The organism is Chryseolinea lacunae, from assembly GCF_016735595.1.
Classification (GTDB): Bacteria; Bacteroidota; Bacteroidia; order Cytophagales; family Cyclobacteriaceae; genus Chryseolinea; species Chryseolinea lacunae.
Genome location: NZ_JAERRB010000015.1, coordinates 125697 through 143109, shown reverse-complemented (window position 1 = coordinate 143109; position 17413 = coordinate 125697). Strand labels below are relative to the sequence as shown.

19 protein-coding genes are annotated in these 17413 nt (G+C 52.7%); 8 read left to right on the top strand and 11 right to left on the bottom strand.

Translation table 11 applies throughout. The features are described from left to right. Window positions 1–26: 26 nt before the first annotated feature. The 3 genes from JI741_RS29100 to JI741_RS33165 all read left to right on the top strand — a co-directional run bounded on the left by JI741_RS29100 (window position 27) and on the right by JI741_RS33165 (window position 2905). Complete coding sequence (locus tag JI741_RS29100) at window positions 27–341, top strand: hypothetical protein (protein WP_202015703.1); 315 nt, start codon at window positions 27–29, stop codon at window positions 339–341. A gap of 164 nt (window positions 342–505) precedes the next feature. After that, a complete protein-coding gene (locus tag JI741_RS29095) occupies window positions 506–1438 on the top strand; it encodes a DUF6268 family outer membrane beta-barrel protein (protein WP_202015701.1) in 933 nt (310 codons plus the stop codon). Window positions 1439–2164: 726 nt separating this feature from the next. After that, window positions 2165–2905 (top strand): GAF domain-containing protein, encoded by a 741-nt coding sequence (locus tag JI741_RS33165; RefSeq protein WP_369411882.1) that lies wholly within the window; start codon window positions 2165–2167, stop codon window positions 2903–2905. 62 nt (window positions 2906–2967) lie between these two features. On the opposite strand, the gene JI741_RS29085 is transcribed toward JI741_RS33165, so the two are convergent. After that, window positions 2968–3465: a VOC family protein gene (locus JI741_RS29085; protein ID WP_202015698.1), complete on the bottom strand. Its 498-nt coding sequence runs from the start codon at window positions 3463–3465 to the stop codon at window positions 2968–2970. A gap of 431 nt (window positions 3466–3896) precedes the next feature. Between JI741_RS29085 and JI741_RS29080 the strand changes: the two genes are divergently transcribed. From JI741_RS29080 to JI741_RS29070, 3 genes are all read left to right on the top strand, one after another. Continuing rightward, on the top strand, window positions 3897–4658 hold the full coding sequence (locus JI741_RS29080; RefSeq protein ID WP_202015696.1) for a phosphatase PAP2 family protein: 762 nt from the start codon (window positions 3897–3899) through the stop codon (window positions 4656–4658). Window positions 4659–4840: 182 nt separating this feature from the next. Next, the gene (locus JI741_RS29075; protein WP_202015694.1) at window positions 4841–5704 is read left to right on the top strand and encodes a hypothetical protein; all 864 of its coding nucleotides are present in this window, start codon (window positions 4841–4843) and stop codon (window positions 5702–5704) included. Between the two features lie 115 nt (window positions 5705–5819). Further along, window positions 5820–7061 (top strand): alkaline phosphatase family protein, encoded by a 1242-nt coding sequence (locus tag JI741_RS29070; RefSeq protein ID WP_202015692.1) that lies wholly within the window; start codon window positions 5820–5822, stop codon window positions 7059–7061. A 27-nt stretch (window positions 7062–7088) separates the two neighbouring features. On the opposite strand, the gene JI741_RS29065 is transcribed toward JI741_RS29070, so the two are convergent. From JI741_RS29065 to JI741_RS29035, 7 genes are read right to left on the bottom strand one after another with little or no spacing between them, the layout of a single operon-like run. Beyond that, entirely contained in the window at window positions 7089–8207 is a 1119-nt protein-coding gene (locus JI741_RS29065; RefSeq protein WP_202015688.1) for an ABC transporter permease, read from the bottom strand. Continuing rightward, the gene (locus tag JI741_RS29060) at window positions 8204–9310 is read right to left on the bottom strand and encodes an ABC transporter permease (protein WP_202015687.1); all 1107 of its coding nucleotides are present in this window, start codon (window positions 9308–9310) and stop codon (window positions 8204–8206) included. The genes JI741_RS29065 and JI741_RS29060 overlap by 4 nt, the downstream gene beginning before the upstream one ends. Before the next feature lie 11 nt (window positions 9311–9321). Further along, window positions 9322–10062, bottom strand: coding sequence for an ABC transporter ATP-binding protein (locus tag JI741_RS29055; protein ID WP_202015686.1), 741 nt, complete (start codon window positions 10060–10062; stop codon window positions 9322–9324). Between the two features lies 1 nt (window position 10063). Continuing rightward, window positions 10064–10975: an ABC transporter ATP-binding protein gene (locus JI741_RS29050; protein ID WP_202015685.1), complete on the bottom strand. Its 912-nt coding sequence runs from the start codon at window positions 10973–10975 to the stop codon at window positions 10064–10066. 2 nt (window positions 10976–10977) lie between these two features. Continuing rightward, on the bottom strand, window positions 10978–11865 hold the full coding sequence (locus JI741_RS29045; RefSeq protein WP_202015684.1) for an HlyD family secretion protein: 888 nt from the start codon (window positions 11863–11865) through the stop codon (window positions 10978–10980). A 19-nt stretch (window positions 11866–11884) separates the two neighbouring features. Beyond that, a complete protein-coding gene (locus JI741_RS29040) occupies window positions 11885–13150 on the bottom strand; it encodes a TolC family protein (RefSeq protein ID WP_236676328.1) in 1266 nt (421 codons plus the stop codon). Between the two features lie 50 nt (window positions 13151–13200). Then, window positions 13201–13815, bottom strand: a complete 615-nt coding sequence (locus JI741_RS29035) for a TetR/AcrR family transcriptional regulator (protein ID WP_202015683.1) — start codon at window positions 13813–13815, stop codon at window positions 13201–13203. 354 nt (window positions 13816–14169) lie between these two features. Between JI741_RS29035 and JI741_RS29030 the strand changes: the two genes are divergently transcribed. Both JI741_RS29030 and JI741_RS29025 read left to right on the top strand, forming a co-directional pair. Beyond that, a complete protein-coding gene (locus tag JI741_RS29030; protein ID WP_202015682.1) occupies window positions 14170–15000 on the top strand; it encodes an MBL fold metallo-hydrolase in 831 nt (276 codons plus the stop codon). A gap of 203 nt (window positions 15001–15203) precedes the next feature. Then, window positions 15204–15596, top strand: coding sequence for a response regulator (locus tag JI741_RS29025; protein ID WP_236676327.1), 393 nt, complete (start codon window positions 15204–15206; stop codon window positions 15594–15596). Between the two features lie 3 nt (window positions 15597–15599). On the opposite strand, the gene JI741_RS29020 is transcribed toward JI741_RS29025, so the two are convergent. Genes JI741_RS29020 through JI741_RS29010 form a run of 3 tightly spaced genes read right to left on the bottom strand, consistent with a single transcriptional unit; the run spans window position 15600 to window position 17409 of the window. Then, on the bottom strand, window positions 15600–16178 hold the full coding sequence (locus tag JI741_RS29020; RefSeq protein WP_202015743.1) for a chemotaxis protein CheB: 579 nt from the start codon (window positions 16176–16178) through the stop codon (window positions 15600–15602). Between the two features lie 29 nt (window positions 16179–16207). Continuing rightward, window positions 16208–17035: a CheR family methyltransferase gene (locus JI741_RS29015; RefSeq protein WP_202015679.1), complete on the bottom strand. Its 828-nt coding sequence runs from the start codon at window positions 17033–17035 to the stop codon at window positions 16208–16210. After that, window positions 17032–17409: a response regulator gene (locus tag JI741_RS29010; RefSeq protein WP_202015678.1), complete on the bottom strand. Its 378-nt coding sequence runs from the start codon at window positions 17407–17409 to the stop codon at window positions 17032–17034. Before JI741_RS29010 ends, JI741_RS29015 begins: the two co-directional genes overlap by 4 nt. Window positions 17410–17413 lie beyond the last annotated feature (4 nt).

Here is a 17413-nt window from a genome sequence, read left to right as displayed (position 1 = left end):
AATCCGGCTTCTCATTATCTTGGAGTATGGCACGATACAAAGGCAAAAACATGGTGACGCAGGGTCTTAGTGGCAAAGCCGACGACGATCATGTGTACAAAACAATTGGGGGAGAAACGTTCCTCTGCAAGAAGGCCGACATGAGCGGCGTGGTGTGGTCGGAAAAACAAAAGCGCACGCGCGAGAGGCTCCGGGAAGCCCAGCGCTATGCCAGCGACTACATTAAGGTTCCTGCACAACGCGCGGCTGTGGAGCGTGTGGTACGCAAACACGAGCGATGCTACAACCGCCTAATTTCCGAATTCATGCATGGCATGGTGAGGAAGCCAATTGTGGATTGAGACCCCCTTTCCCGGCGACGCGAGGTGCGTCCGAAAACGTTTCCGGCAACACCCGGAACTTAAACCACACGCCACAGCGTTGATGTGGCAGGCCGGCGAACTGTAGTGGAATGCAGGCCTGGGGTGGACGACCGCCCTGAAACCTTTATCTGGGAAAAAGACTTATGCTCAAGCGTTTCTGGGGTTGTTTGCTCTGCCTGCTCACGTCGCACGGTACGGCTACCTATTGTCAAGGGTTGAAACCCGGATTGCCGGGCATGGCCCCCTCCCGTTGGATCACCATTCGAAACACACAGGCACCCGGGCGCTCCTATGCGTCTACCACCACGCCTGCCACGACCTACACACAAGAGGATTTCTATTTCAAGATGTGGTTGCCCGTGCTCATACGGCCGAAGTTCGGCATCATTATAGGGCCGCACTATCGCACCGAACAGCTGGAGCTGAAGCGTGAGGGCGGCAACAATCCGGCCCATCAACTGTCCAACTGGACCCTGCGTGCCATGGGCGTAGACCTCAAAGCGTCTGTGAAGGTCGACAGCACGTCGTGGTTGTTGTTTAGTGCGCAAGTCAATCAAAGTGGAACGCTTCGTTCCGATCTGCCCGGCAGCATACCGTTGAACTATACGCTCACGTCTGTTTATCTGCGGCGCAAGTCAGCCCGCAAGGAAGTGGGTGTTGGGTTGATGGTGAACAAGAGTTATAACCTGTCGGTGCTTCCTGTGTTTATCTACAACTATAACTTCTCCGATCGCACCGGCATTGAAATGAGCCTGCCCCACCGCATCGCGGCACGCTATAACGCCACCTCTCGCGACATCTTTTATGTGAAGAGTGAAGCGGTGACACGGACCTATTATGTGACTTGTCCCGACAAGACTGAACCTGAAACCTTTCGGCGTGTTGAAGTGGATCTGGGCGTGGCTTATAACCGTCAGCTTACGCGTATGCTGGGGGTGGAGTTGTTTGCTGGTTACCGGCGAAACCTGAGTCTCACGCTTCCAGAAGGGGTTATTCCTGTCAGGACCTCGGGACCTGCTATGTCGTTTGAAATTTATTTGCGGCCTCCGGTTGGGGTGAGTCGTAAATTGAAGTAGACGTTCCCTTTCTTTTTTTTTATGACGAGATATTAGCACTCTTGCGCTGAATGTTCAGTGTGATAGGAAGGAGTTTGCTTTAGAAGTTCTTTCGCTTTTCATAGCCCCGCTCCGGGGCCGCGGAGGCCCCGCATGTTCCCATCTGGGCTAGACCCGACCCGCGCATGCCATGACCAGGCCAAAGATCGGCTCAGGCCCAGATGGGAACATGCTGGAAGAGGTGTGCGTGTGGGGCATGGGTGTGAACTGATTGAGTGTGACTGAGTGGCTCAATATTGGTACTGAGTTGCTCAGTATTAGTTTAGGCGGATGATGTTTTTTTGGCCTTCGTTTGATGGTGCATCCGGATAGCAGAAGAAGCACGTTGTGCGCAAGAGATGAGAAGATTCATTCCGCTTTGGGGGCTGGTTACTTCCCAGGATTCAAATTGACATCTTCGTCCGTCCGTACAGAGCCGATGGGCTTGCTCCTGCTTGCGTTCAACCTTTTCAATGCAGGGTTGGGGTGGAGCCATCATCTGTCATGGACGTGCGAAAACCTTTGAAATTGAGGAGTCAACGCATGTTTATGGTCGTCAATTGGCGATATATCGTGAGGTGGTCGTTGAATTAGTGATGGAATAGATCGATCTTCACATGGCGGCCAACTGTTTTTTTACTCCGCTTCGCAGCCATGCAACCTGATCATCACGCTCCAAATAAAGGGTCTGAACAACTTTCGCCTACTGTGGCGCGCGACATTCTGTTTCTTGGGAATGCGCTTGCTACGGTGCATTCGAAAGCCGAGTTGCAGGGGCTTCTTCAGAATGTGATCCGGCGGTTTGTTTCTTTCGGACATTCGGCGCTTGTGCTGGTGGATCAGACGCAGACTCCGTTTCTCATCACCTTTGCCGACGACAAATACAACAGTCCCCTGCTGTCGGAATTTCTGGGACTTGCTCCGGTGAACGATGCGATCTATCAGTTGATTGCGTCGGCCGATAATCCTACGATTGTTGATCTTGACAAGGATATTGTGAAGCCCAATGCGCGCAATCTCTTCCATGCGCTGCACGCGGTGGGCTTTCGCACGATGGCTGCCGTTGCGCTTCGGCATGGTGAGCCGGTTTGGGGTGCGCTTTTGTGCTTTGCTCCGAACAAAAAACGGTTCACGTCTGCTGACCTGCTCCTGTTGCACGGGCTGTCGTTCCCGCTGGCAACGGCTGTTTCAAATCTTATGGATCCGGGAGGCAAAGCACAGAACGCTTCGCGCAAAGGCGTGCCCGCATCCCACCACGAATCTTCTCACACCAAAACCCTTGACGAAAACGAGCGCGACCATATTCTGGCCGTGCTCGAGAAATGCCACGGCAAAATCTCCGGAAAGGGCGGCGCGGCCAATCTGCTGGGTGTGCCGGCTACTACATTAAATTCAAAAATGAAACGTCTGGGCATCAAGCGCGGCGCAGCCTTCGACGCCCCTGAATGATGGAAGCGTCGGGTTGAGGCGGACGGATTGCAGTGTGAATTTTTACCGCTGTCGGGGCATGATCATTCTTCGTTCATGGCGTTGCCAAGCGACACCAGGTCCAACGGTTTGGTGAACATGTCCAGTGTGCCGTCGGGGTTGAGTGGCCATTGATTGTGGGGTTTGTCCCAGTAAAGCTCCACGCCGTTGCGGTCGGGGTCGTTCAGGTATAAGGCTTCGGATACACCATGATCGCTGGCACCGGTGAAGGGATAGTTGGCGGCGCGCAGGCGGTTGTAGATGATGGACAGATCTTTTCGGGTGGGATAGACAATGGCGGTGTGGAACAGGCCCACGCCCTCGCGCTGTGCTGGCGCCGATCCTTTGCTGTACCACGTGTTCAATCCGATGTGGTGATGATAGCCACCGGCCGAGATGAACGCGGCCTGATCGCCATAGGTGGCCATGACCTGGAATCCCAACAGGCCCTCATAGAAGGCCAGGGCTTTTTCGAGGCTTGAAACTTTCAGGTGCACATGGCCGATGCGCGTGGCCGCCGGCACAACATAGGGTTCTGTCATAACGAAGTTGAATGGGTTTGTTTTTTCTGAACGTTGAATGGGGTTGCGCGCGTTGCCGCCACGTCGGCCATGTCTGTTCAGGGGCTATTAATTTAATGATTTCTGAACCGTTCGTTGCCTTTGGTTCAGGTGTTGATTTTGAATTGAAATGAGGCCGCGAAACCTTCCCCTACCAGGATCTCTACCGCTCGTTTTTACACAAAAGCCTGAAGCACAATGATTCAATGCTGCTGGGTTAAATCACTGGATTCTATCCCGATAATTTCGCAAATACTAAACGCCTCACCGCTTCGTTTTTGCGGGTGCTCACTTTTGTGCGGTCCGTCTTAAAGCCTCACCCTTGTGCTTTTTTGGACGGAATTGTCGAACTGAGCCCCCTGGCGTGGTTGTATCTTGCATTGCTCATAAAAAAAAGTATTATCTTCGAGGTTATGAAGTTTCCCGTCCTTCTCATTTCAGTAGTATCGCTGTCGGGCGCTGTTTGCGCTCAGATCAATCCGACGCCAACCGAAATTGCGCTTTCCTATCAGGAGCCAATAGCCATTAGGAAGAAGGAACGTCCCTGGCTCAATGCTGTGAAAATGCCGGCTGTGCTCATCGGGCTTGGTGTATACACGGCCAACAACGACAAGGTTATCAATCGTTTTGAGATACGGGAAGAACGGAACGAGATCATGCCCAACTTCCGCTGCTCGCTCGACAATTACATGATGCATGCCCCCGCGGCCATTGTGTATGGTTTGAACCTTGCCGGCGTGAAAGGCAAACACGATTTCAAGAACAGAACGCTGTTGCTTTTGAAATCTGAGATGATCATGACCGCCCTCACGTTTTCATTCAAGTCCATCACAAACGAAGAACGTCCCGACGGTGGCGACAACTTTTCCTTTCCTTCGGGTCACACGGCCCAGGCCTTTGCCACGGCCACCTTCATGGCAAAGGAATATGGAGAGCAAAGCATCTGGTATTCTGTGGGTGCCTACACCATGGCCACTACCGTGGGCGCTATGCGCATCATGAACAACCGCCACTGGGTGTCGGATGTGTTTGCCGGAGCCGGCATCGGCATCCTGTCCACCAACATTGCCTACCTGACACACCGCTACCACTGGAAAAACAAAAACAGTAACCTCACAGTGGTGCCTACCTACGCCAAAGGCCCCGGCTTGTATGTAGGATATCGCTTCCAATAGAAACAACCCTTTAGATTTTTTCCTGAGCGACGTGTTTGCCCGTCAGCAGGTTTGCGCAGTCTGCCGTCAAAGTAATCGATGTACGGATGCTTGAAGCTGATGTACATGTCAACCCCGGCTAAACTTTATGCGTAAGAAATAGCGTAAAGTTCTGAAAAGACACGGTACCTTTGACGCTGCGCATGAAAACCACCAACACGACACGCCGGATGACCTGGGGAATGATCTGTTTGACCCTGCTGTTTGTCGGCTGCACCCCCGTTCCGCTATACGACGGCCCTCCGGGCTATAACTTTGAGGCCCCCGAAAAGCTTATCATGCGCGAGTCGCTGCTCGAGATTTCGGGCATCACATTTCACCATGGCAATGCCGACACCGTGCTGGCCATCAACGACGAAGACGGAAAACTTTTCTATTTTCCCATTAGAGAAAAGAAAGCCTACTCCACCCGGTTTTTTAAGGGCGGCGACTTTGAAGATGTGGCGGTTTTTAAAAATCAAATCTATACCCTGCGCAGCGATGGCACCGTGTTCTCGTTTGCCGACAGCATTGACCGCAAAAAGAGCGAGGCCAAAAAATGGGACGCTGCATTTCCGGAAGGCGAATATGAAAGCCTGTTTGTTCAGGAACCCGCCAACAAGCTCATCACGTTGTGCAAGAAATGCGAGAGCGGCAAACATCAAATTCAAGGGTATTCGCTTGACCTTTCCGACACCACCCTCACAAACCTTCAGCCCTTCGGCATAGACCTGGACGGGCTGCCTTCGCTGGAGAAGAAAATCAAAAAAGCATTTCAGCCTTCCGCCCTCGCGCAGAGCCCCATCACACACGAGTGGTTCATCATCTCGTCTGTTCACAAAACACTGCTGGTGACCGATGCTTCCTGGAAGCCCCTCGCCTCCTATGCGCTGGACCCGCACTACTTCAACCAACCCGAAGGCATTGCGTTTGACGATGCCGGCCACCTCTACATTTCCAACGAAGGCAATGAGATTCAGAACGGCAACATCATGAAGATTGCCTACACGGGGCAGACCGCGCACTGAGCAATTTGTCTTTTTTCAATTCTCCTGCACGAAACTTAATCATTCCATAAAACCAAAGGCATTGGTTTCCTGACAACTTGTGCCCATTTTTGGGTCGCTCAACCCAAGCCCGCTTATGCCACACCTGCGACGATGCCTCACCCTCCTGCTGCTCTTGTCTGCCACCCTCACCCAAGCCCAACGCAAAGCCGTGTTCATCATTCTCGACGGCATTCCCGCCGATGTGATGGAGAAGCTGGAAACGCCTGTGCTTCGGGAAATTGCCAGACAAGGCGGCTATAGCCGTGCCCATGTGGGTGGCGAGAAAGATGGCTACAGTCAGTCGCCTACCATCTCGGCCGTGGGCTACAATCACCTGCTCACCGGCACGTGGACGCACAAACACAACGTGTGGGACAACGACATTAAAGCACCCAACTATTCTTACTGGAATATCTTTCGCATCGTTGAAACGGTGAGGCCCCAGCTCACCACGGCCGTGTTCTCGTCGTGGACCGACAATCGCACCAAACTGGTAGGTGAAAGCCTGGCCGAAGCAGGAAACATCAAACTCGACTATTCCTACGACGGGCTGGAGCTGGACAAAACACGTTTCCCACACACTGCCGACCGCACGTTCATGTTCAACATCGACGAAGCCGTTTCAACCGAAGCCGGCCGCTACATTCTTGACAAAGGCCCCGACCTCTCGTGGGTATACCTGGAATTTACCGACGACATGGGCCACATGCATGGCGACAGTCCACAGTTTTATGATGCCGTGAAGAAAGCCGATGCACAAGTGGGACGCGTGTGGAAAGCCATCAAAGCCCGCGAGGCAAAGTTTGGAGAAGAGTGGATGATCGTGATCACCACCGACCATGGCCGCAACGTGCAAACCGGAAAAGACCACGGCGGGCAATCAGACCGCGAGCGCACCACGTGGATCACCACCAACGCGCGGGAGCTTAATGCCCATTTCAAAGAAACACCTGCCATGGTCGACATCGCTCCTTCCCTGCTGCGCTTCCTCAAGGTAGATGCTCCGGAAGAAGCCCTTCGCGAAATGGATGGCGTTCCGTTTGTTGGCGGGGTGTCGCTTAGTCATTTGAAAGCAACGCGCGAAGGCAACGAGGTGGCGCTGCGCTGGAACATTCTGAATCCTACGGGAGAAGCCACGGTATACCTGTCGCGCACCAATGCGTTCAGCAAAGGTCAATCCGATCGTTATGAAGAAATTGGCAAAGCAAAAATCAGTGCAGGAAAATTCACGTTCACCCTTCCCGCAGAAAGTGACTTTTATAAAGTCCTGGTTGTTGCCCCCTACAATACGATGAACGCCTGGCTGATTCGCGACGACGCCAAGCCAAAGCCCTGACGATCATCCCAACCCTGCGTTGGTGCGCTAGCTTGTCTTTTTGTAGTTGAGCACGGCCCAGCCGTTCAGCACCACGGCAAACAGTGCCACCATGCCCAGGTGCATGCGCACATCGTGAAGGTCGCTGCCCTTCAGCACCACCATGCGCATCACCGTGATGAGGTAGCTGACGGGATTGAAACGCGAGATCATTTGAGCCCACCCGGGCATGCTGTCGATGGACGTGAACAGGCCGCCCATGAGAATAAAAATCATCATAAAGAAATACATGATGAACATGGCCTGCTGTTGTGTGTCGCAGAACGTAGACACCAGCAACCCAAAGCCCAGCACGGCCAAGAGGTAAACGCCCACAAACACATAGAGCACGGCGAGGTTGCCCACCGGCACAATGCCATAGAAAATCCAAGACACCACCAGGCCAATGGTGAACACCACGTTGCCCAACACCCAAAACGGAATGAGCTTGCCCAGGATGAAGTGATGTTTCCGCAGCGGCGTGACGTTGATCTGCTCAATGGTGCCGATCTCTTTTTCCTTTACAATGTTGAGCGCCGAGAGAAAGCCACCGATCATGGTGACGAGTATGGCCAAGATGCCCGGCACCATAAACATGCGGTAGTTGAGCAAGGGGTTGAACCAATTGGACGAAGACACGTCTATGACCGGATTTTGGTTGAACGCTGAAGGCTGAATCCACTGCACGCGGAAGTCGTGGTTATAGTCGCGGATGATGCTGGCCAGGTAGGCACCTCCGAGGTTGGCCTTGGTGCCGTTGATGGCGTTCACGGCCACAAAAATCTTTTGCTCGTCTTCACGCACCAGGTTGCGTTCAAAGCCCGCGGGGATTTCGAGGATGAGATCGGCTTCGTCGGTCTCCATGAGGGGGAATGCTTCTTTAAACGTAGCCCGGTTTCCCGTGAGCTTGAAATAGCCGGACGACGCAATTTTGCCCACCAGCTTTTGTGATGTGGACGAATGGTCGCGGTCTACCACACAGAGGTTGATGTTTTTCACTTCGTAGTTTGCTGCAAGCGGCAGCAGGATGAGCTGCACCACGGGCATCACCACGATCATGACCAGTATAGAACGGTTGCGAAAGATCTGTTTGAATTCCTTCTGCAGTAGAAATCGTAAGGTTCTCATGCGAGTCGTATTTTAAAGGTGCGGAGGCTGACAATAAAAAGCACGGCGGTCATGCCGGCGAGGATCAGGGTTTCTTTCCAGATCGCATTAAAGCCAAGGCCTTTGATCATCACGGCTTTCACAATGATGTAGTACCATTTGGCGGGCACAATGTTGGAGATCATTTGCAAGGGCAATGGCATGTTCTCGATGGGAAACATGAAGCCGCTGAAGAGCATGGTGGGCAACAGCATGCCCATGAGCGAAATGAGCATGGCCACCTGCTGTGAACTGGTTTTGATGCTGATGAAAATGCCCAGCGCCAAACTGGTGATGATGAACAACGTGCTCTCGGCAAATAACAACAGCAAACTCCCCGCCACCGGCAGGTCCAGCACATAAACACTCAGCAACAAAATGGTGACGACGTTGATGAGCGACAAAATGAGATACGGAACGGCCTTTGCCAGGATGACAAATATGGGTTTGAAAGGCGATACTAAAAGAATCTCCATGGTGCCCGTTTCTTTTTCGCGTACGATCGACACGGCCGTCATCATCACGCACACCAGCATGAGCACCAAAGCCATTACGCCGGGCACGTAGTTGTAGACACCTTTCAGCTGGGGGTTGTAGATCATGCGGGTTTCGGGAATGATGCGAAACGGGACCGTAAGATTCCGGTTCAGCCCCGTCTGATAATCCTGCACGATGGATGTGGCGTAGTTGATGAGCGATGTGGCGGTGTTCGGGTCGGAGGCATCGGCAATGATCTGCACGTTTGCTTCGTTGAGGTGCAGCAGGTCGCCGTTAAAATTGTCGGGAATCACCAGGGCTACCTTGATCTTGCCTTCGCGAAACGCGGCTTCCATCTGCAACGGACTCATGACCGATTGCTCTATTTCGAAATAGCGGCTGGCTTCCACTTTGGCAATCAGTTGCTGCGATGCACGGTCGTGTGCATTGTCTACGATGAGCATCTTGGAGTTCTTCACTTCGTTGGTGAGCGCAAAACCGAAGATGAGGATTTGCACGATGGGCATACCAAAGAGAATGAGCAATGTTTTTTGATCGCGCAGCACGTGTGCGAATTCTTTGCGGACGAAGGTTAGGAATTGTTTCATGTTGCTTCGGGTTATTCGCTTCGTTTGGCGCCACGGGCCAGTTGATAAAACACGTCGTCCATGCTGGCGGCGTTGAATTTTTGTTTCAGGGCCTGCGGTGTGTCGAGTGCCTGGATTTTTCCATCGACCATGATGGAAATGCGGTTGCAATATTCGGCTTCGTCCATATAGTGCGTGGTCACAAAAATGGTGATGCCCTCGTGGGCCGCTTCATAGATGAGGTTCCAGAATTGGCGCCGGGTGACCGGGTCAACGCCACCGGTGGGTTCGTCGAGAAAAACGATTTTGGGTTGGTGCAGGATGCCCACCGAAAACGACAGTTTTTGTTTCCATCCCAGCGGCAACGATCCAACCAGCTTCTTCGCTTCGCCTTGCAATCCCAGGCGCCCGATGAGCGCCTCACTTTTGGTTTTGATGTCGGCGTTGCTGAGACCATAGATACCTCCGAAAAAGTTGATGTTCTCCAACACCGTCAGGTCTTCATACAAGGAAAACTTCTGACTCATGTAGCCGATGTTGCGCTTGATCTGTTCGGTTTGTTTGTAGACGTCGAAGCCCGCCACCCGCGCCTGTCCTGCCGAAGGAATGGACAAGCCGCACAGCATGCGCATGGCGGTGGTTTTGCCTGCACCGTTGGCGCCGAGAAAACCAAAGATTTCTCCGGGCTGCACATCGAACGTAATTTCGTTGGTCGCTACAAAGTCGCCAAAGCGTTTGGTGAGTTTGTCGGTTTGAATGACGGGCGTGGCCATATCAGTCTTTTAAAAGTTTTATAAAACAATCTTCTATGGTGGGCACCGTGGTTTTCATCTCCACACCTTGCAGACCTTGTTGCTGCAAATAGTTTTTCACATCCACTTCAGACACATCGGTCCTGAACGATGCGTGCATGTATTCTCCAAAGGCATAGCTGTTCAATGTGTGCTCATAGTGTTCCATCGCCTGCAGCAACGCGTACATGTTGCCGGCTTTCAGTGCAAACAATTTTTCGGGATAGGACGCGACCACGTTTGCCGGGGTGTCTATGCTGAGGATGTTGCCGTTTTGAATGAGGGCGATACGGTCGCACAACGTGGCCTCGTCCATGTAGGGTGTTGACACCACGATGGTGATGGCCTGCTCTTTCAGACGCTTCAGCATGTCCCAGAATTCTTTGCGCGACACCGGGTCAACACCGGTGGTGGGTTCGTCGAGAAACAGCACCGACGGTTTGTGAATGAGTGCGCAACACAGCGCCAGCTTTTGCTTCATCCCTCCCGACAACTTGCCTGCGCGTCGCGTTTTGAACGGTTCGATTTGCACGTAGATGTCTTTGATCAATGCATAGTTCTCTTCCACCGTGGTGTTGAACACTGTAGCGAAGAAGTTCAGGTTCTCTTCGATGGTGAGGTCGGGATAGAGGGAAAATTTTCCGGGCATGTATCCCACGCGGCTGCGGATCTGTTTGTAGTCTTTCACGATGTCCAGTCCGTCTACCGTGGCCGAGCCGCCGTCGGGCAGCAGCACCGTGGTGAGCATGCGGAAGATGCTGGTCTTGCCTGCACCGTCGGGACCGATGAGGCCGAACAGCTCGCCTTTGTTTACGGTGAATGAGACGTCGTTCACCGCGCGTGTTGCTTCCTTGCCATACACCTTTGATAGATTGCGCAATGCTACAGCTTCCATGGTCAGAACTTTAGTTCGCCGTACATTCCTATTTTCAGCAGCCCGTCGTTTGTCACGCGTACCTTCAACGCATACACCAGGTTGGCACGTTCGTCTTTTGTCTGAATGGTTTTGGGTGTGAATTCGGCCTTGTCGCTGATCCATTCAACCACTCCCGGATATGCTTTGTAGTTGCCTTTTCCGTCGTCGACAGATACCGTCACTTTGCTGTTCAGTTTTGCATGGGCAAACTGGTCGCCCGTAATGTAGGCCCTCAGAATGATGGTGGACAGGTCGGCAATCTTATAAAGCGGTTTCCCTACGGCGGTCATCTCCTTTGCTTCGGCATACTTTGTCAACACGGTTCCGTTCACGGGATTCACAACTTTGCATTTTGCCAGCTGGTCGTTCAGTTGTTCGATCTGCACCGAGAGCGGCGACGTTTCTTCCGTGAGGCTCGATGTGGTGATGCCCAGCGTCGATTGCTGTGCTTCAATTTGTTTCTTCACCACATCGAGCTGTGTGGTGGCATCATCCAGTTGTTTTTGGGTGGCTGCGTCTGCTTTCACGAGGTTGGCCACACGTTGTTGTTCGCGTTGGGCTTGCTTGAGTTGTTCCTGCAGGGCGGCGAGTTGTTTGGCCACGTTGGGCTTTTTGCTGAGCACGGCAGCGATCTGGGCCATCAGTTGCTTCTTCTTTAAATACAACTGCACGCTGTCGATGAAGCCTACGTGGACGCCTGCTTGCAGGGTCTGCCCTTCCTCTACGGTGAATGATTTGAGCGTGCCCGACGCTTCGGCCGAGACAATGGTTTCCACAGCTTCGAATGTACCCGATGCATCGTATGCATTTTTGTTTGATGTGCAGGCCGCAACGGTGAAGGCTGTCAGGAGGTATGCTATTCTTTTCATGATGACAGGATGTTATGGATTAATTTCCGGTGGTTGTTTTATGTGTGTATTGGGCCATGAGAAACTGAATTTCATGGAGGATTTTGGCTTGCTGCGCCTGGTCCTGGGCGTTCACTTCGAGCAGGTAGTCACTGGTGTCGATCACGCCGTTTTCCAGTTGGGCCAGGGCCGCGTTCTTCACGCTCGCGCGGAGCGAAATAATTTCGTCGTCGCTGGCCAGCAGGTCGCGGTATTTGGCCGCTTCGCGGTTCTGTTGTTGCAGGGTTAGGTTGGTGTTGAACAGGAACACCTCGCGTTGCACCGCGATGTTGCGGCGGCTCAGGTCGATCAGTGCTTTGTCTTTCTTGTAGGTATACAAACCTGACAGTGACCAATTGAGCCGGAAGCCGCCCAGGTAGTAGCCTTTCATTTCGTTGCTCAGCATATTCAACGCAGGTCGCCCCACGCCTGCCTGCACAAAGAAGTTGAGTTTGGGTCGGTTGCGGGCCGCCAGCATTTTGTATTGCACTTCGGTGCTCTGGGCTTGATAGTCGTAAAGCTTCAGTTCGGGGCGTTGAATCTCTTGTGAAGGTTCGACCGGCGCGGGTCTGGCCAGTGCGGCTTCTTCGCCGAGCGATTGGTTTATGAAAAGCCCCAGCATGTCGGTGTAGGCATGGCGTGTGCTTTTTAATTCGGTGGTGCGCTGGTTGGCTTTTAGCAACTCGGCTTTCAGCACGTTGGCGCTGCTTTTCAGCGCGGTGCCGTTGGCAATGGCCGCTTCGGTTTTGGCGATGCCGGTGTTGATGTCTTTGATGAGCAGTTCATTTTGTTTCAGCTGTTCGTCGAGCGTGAGCACGCCAAAGTAGAGTTGGTTGATTCGCTCCTTCAGGCCATAGAGTTGCACGTCGATCTTCTGCTCTTCCACCTGCGCGTTCACTTTCTGCGACAGCACTTGCTGACGGATGACACCACCGTCGTATAGCGTCTGCGTGGCTTCTCCATACAGCTTGTATTGATCCTTGCTGATGAGCGGAATGGTGAAGGCCGGATTCTCAACCGGCACATGCGTCACTTCCGATTGATAGGTGGCCTGACCGTTCACGCTGAGCTGTGGCAGGTAGCCTTTGGCCGCATTGTCGATGGAATATTCGGCGCTCTTTGCCACCAGTTCGCGTTGCTTGATGAGCGGGTAGTGATGCTCGGCCAGCGCATAGCAAGCCTCCAGGGTTAACGCCTGCGCACGTGCCGCCTCCGACAGAAGCAGCAGGATGCCAAGCGTTATGATTTTTGAGGTGTATCGGGTCATACGTTTAACTATTTGTTTTAATCATTTGATTAATCAATACGCAAAAAAATTTACTTGGTCTTCAATATGGCCTGCACCCATTTTGGAATGAGGGCTTTCCGTTCTTCCATCAACACCGCGTAGTCCTTGGCGGGAAGGTTGCCGATGGCTTGAAAAATCGGCTTTCCTACAAACGGAAACAACGTCATGCCCACGAGGTTCATCACAAAGTGAAGCGGGTGCAGGTCGGGGCGGCGTTCTTTGAGCTGCTTCAGAAAATAGGCTTCGCGCAACAGCTTGCCGGCCTGGATGCGCTGGCTGAACCGTTCGGGGTCGACGCGGATTTCGCTGAGCACAAAAATGGGCAGGTCGGGATGGGCGGTCAGCATATCGATGTAGCATAGCACCACCAACTCCAGTTTTTTCTCCAGCGTAGTGCCTTCGTCATTCAGTATTGGCACAATGGTGCCAAAAAGCTGCTGCAGTTTTTCCACCATCACAATTTCGAAAAGCCCCTCTTTGCTACGGAAGTAATAGTTGAGCAAGGCCAGGTTTATGCCCGCCTCCTCGGCGATGTCGCGCGTGCGTGTGGCGGCATATCCCTTTTGTGTGAACACCTTGCGGGCGGCCTCCTTGATCTTTTCCTGTGTGGACAGGTCGGCTTCTATCGTTTTTTTCTTTGCCATGCTTGCGCTTTCCAATGACGTTGTACGGCAAAGGTAGCGACAGGTTCATGATTTAATCAAATAATTTAATCAATTGATTAAATTATTTTTCAAACGATTCCTCTTAAAACATCATAAACCACTCACTTACAGTTATTTTACTTAGTTGTGTTCATCAGTTAAAATGGTTGGTTTAGGTTGACGGGAAGGCTGATGCAAGCGGTCGGCACATTCTTATTGATGTGAACCGCGTGACAAAGCGGCCAGAAAAATTCGTTTGTTTTCCGCCAAAATTTATTCGCGAGACAGCACGTGAAATTTTTGTAGCGGCGTTTGGAAATAGAGTCTGCTCCTATTGCTACCTTGTGGCTTCGTATGGCTTTGTATATCTCCTCGCTAAATTCCGGAAGTAACGGCAATTGCTACTATATCGGCAACGAAAACGATGCCGTGCTGGTGGATGCCGGTCTTTCGTGTCGCGAAACGGAGAAACGCATGAAGCGACTGGGGCTGAACATGCGGAAAGTACGGGCCATTTTTGTGACGCACGAGCATGCCGACCACATTCACGGCCTCACCCAGTTGGTTAAAAAGTTCGAGATCCCGGCCTACATCACCACCCCAACCCTACACGAAGGCAAGCTGCGCATGGCCGAACACCTCGTGCGCACATTCAAGCCCTACGACCCCATTTGCATCGGCACCCTGTCGGTGATGGCCTTTCCGAAATTTCACGACGCCTGCGACCCGCATAGCTTCACCGTGACTGACGGTCAGGTGAAGGTGGGTGTGTTCACCGACATCGGCGCCGCGTGCAAGCACGTGATCCACCACTTTCAGCAATGTCATGCCGCCTTCCTGGAGGCTAACTATGACGAGGAGATGCTGGACAATGGCCGCTACCCTATCCACCTGAAGAACCGTATTCGCGGCGGCCAGGGGCACCTCTCGAACGTTCAGGCGTTGCGTTTGTTCACGCAGCATCGCCCGGAATATATGTCGCACCTGTTGCTGTCGCATCTTTCCAAGCATAACAATCACCCGCAGATTGTGGAAGATCTTTTCCGCCGCAATGCGCGCAACACAAAGATCGTGATCGCCACGCGGTATGAAGAAACTCCCGTGTTCAGAATTCAGAAGCCGGTGCAGCTGATGGAGAAAAAGCCACAGCCCGATACCGCGCCCTTGCAGCTGGCGTTGTTCTAGGAACGCGACTGTCTCCTCGCCAAATCACCCTTCTCCCGTCACCCCGAATGTCGACGCTACCGCCCTTCCGACCTATTCACCAACGGTGTTTGTCCTTTTCCGGATTAGGATGGGCAATTGACCCGATTGTCTTTTCGTGCTACCTTTGAAGTAGGCGCAACATAATCCGCTTCCAAAATCCGATGACCCCGGCTCACCAACCCATGCGCTATTTCCTTATCGACGACGATCCGGACGACCAGGAAATTTTTTGCCTGGCCATTCACGATGTTGAACCGACCATTGATTGCATCCGCACCAACGACGGCGTGCAGGCGCTGCAAAAACTGAATACCATACCGCATATTGTGCCCCATTGCATTTTCATAGACATGAACATGCCCCGCATGAACGGCATTCAATGCCTGCTCGAGATCCGGAAAATTGACCGGCTGAAAGATGTTCCCATTTATTTGTGCTCCACATCGTCGGATCCCCGCATGATTGCAGAAACCAAAGCCATGGGGGCTATCGACTTCATCATCAAGCCGTCGAACATTCGTGACTTCACCAACATTCTCGCGGCGATACACGCGGGACTGAAGCCCTCGTCCTGATCCTTATTGAGATTTATCAGCGAGATACTGAATGAAACGCTCCAGGGAATGTTCATGCAAGAGCATGTCTGCCGGTAGCGCATTCAGCGCCTGCTGCGGCATGTAGGGAACAACGGAAGCGGCCGGGTCCTGCACTACAATGCCACCGCCAGCTTTTTTTATCGCCTTCAATCCATCCACCCCGTCGGCATTTGCGCCGGACAACAGCAGCCCTACAACGGTGGGACCATACACATCGGCCAGCGATTCGAAGGTGACGTCTATGCTGGGACGGCTGTAGTTCACTTTCTCCGAGTTGTCGAGGGAAAAGCTGTGATCTTTTTCCACGAGCAAATGGTAGTCGGTGGGCGCCACATAGATGGTGTTGGTTTCGATGGTCTCTTTATCTTCTGCTTCCTTCACGGCAAACATCGTTCGGTGTCGCAGCACGTCAACCAGGGTGTTGTCTTCAGAATCTTTTCGATGCAGCACCACCACCAGCGCGATGTTCAGTGTGGGCACCAGGTGGGGCAACAGGGTCAGCAACATGCTCAGGCTGCCGGCCGATCCGCCGATGGCCAGTACCTCATACTTGGGATTCATGGGCGTGTTGTCGTTTTTCACCGTGAGATTTATTTGATCTTTCTCCAGATTTTCTCTTTGTTCTCGATCTGCCGGTAGTTGCCGGTCACCGTAGAGAACTTCAGCGTCTCTTTCGATCCGAGGGCCAGGAAGCCCAGGGCTTCAAGACTGTCGTCGAAGAGCTTTAGTGCGCGGTCCTGTAGTTCCTTATCAAAATAAATCATCACGTTGCGACAGAGTATCAACTGAAACTCGTTGAACGAGCGATCCGACACCAGGTTGTGGGTGGCCAGTATGATGCGCTTGCCCAAACGTTCATCAAATTTCGCGGCGTCATACTGGGCGGTATAATACATCGAGAAATCTTTGCGTCCCCCCGACCGGATATAGTTGTCGGAGTATTGCTTCATCTGGTGCAGTGGAAACACGCCACTCCTCACCTGCTCTAACACCGCAGGGTTAATGTCTGTTGCGTAGAGCAGCGACTTATGAAGCAGGTTTGCTTCCTGCAATAAGATCGCCATTGAGTAGACCTCCTCACCGGTGGAACAGCCTGCGTGCCAAATGCGAATGAGCGGCCACGTGGCCAGCACGGGAAGCACATCTTCACGCAGGGTGCGATAGAATGTTTCATCGCGAAACATCTCGGTCACGTTCACGGTGACTTGCTCTACAAACCGGTTCAGATAGCTCGGGTCCTGCCGCACTTTGAAACGAAATTCGGCAAAGCTCAAAAATTTATCAAGCGACACCAGGCGGATGATCCTGCGTTTCAGCGACGCGCGTGAGTAGTGGGTGAAATCGTATCCATGCACTTCCACCATGTCCTCCAGGATCGTTTCAATCTGCTCGTCCGTTAGCTGAAGATCGGCTGTCATCTTGCCTGCAGTTTTTCCATTTCGTCCACCAGCACGTCGATATCGATGGGTTTCGAGAGGTAGGCATCTGCACCTGCAGCCAGACACTTTTCGCGATCGCCCACCATGGCCTGGGCCGTCACGGCGATGATGGGAAGGTGGCTACGTTCGCTCTCGCGGATTTTGGCGATCACTTCATAGCCATCCATTTCAGGCATCATCATGTCGAGCAACACCATGCCAATGTCGTCGGTGGTGGAGAGCAGGTGCAGACCTTCTTCGCCGCCGGGTGCAGAGAGGCATGGGTAGCCACGCGATTTCAGCACAGCCGTGAGCGCAAAGATGTTGCGCGTGTCATCGTCGACAATCAGTATTTTTTTTCCTACCGCAGTCATTTCT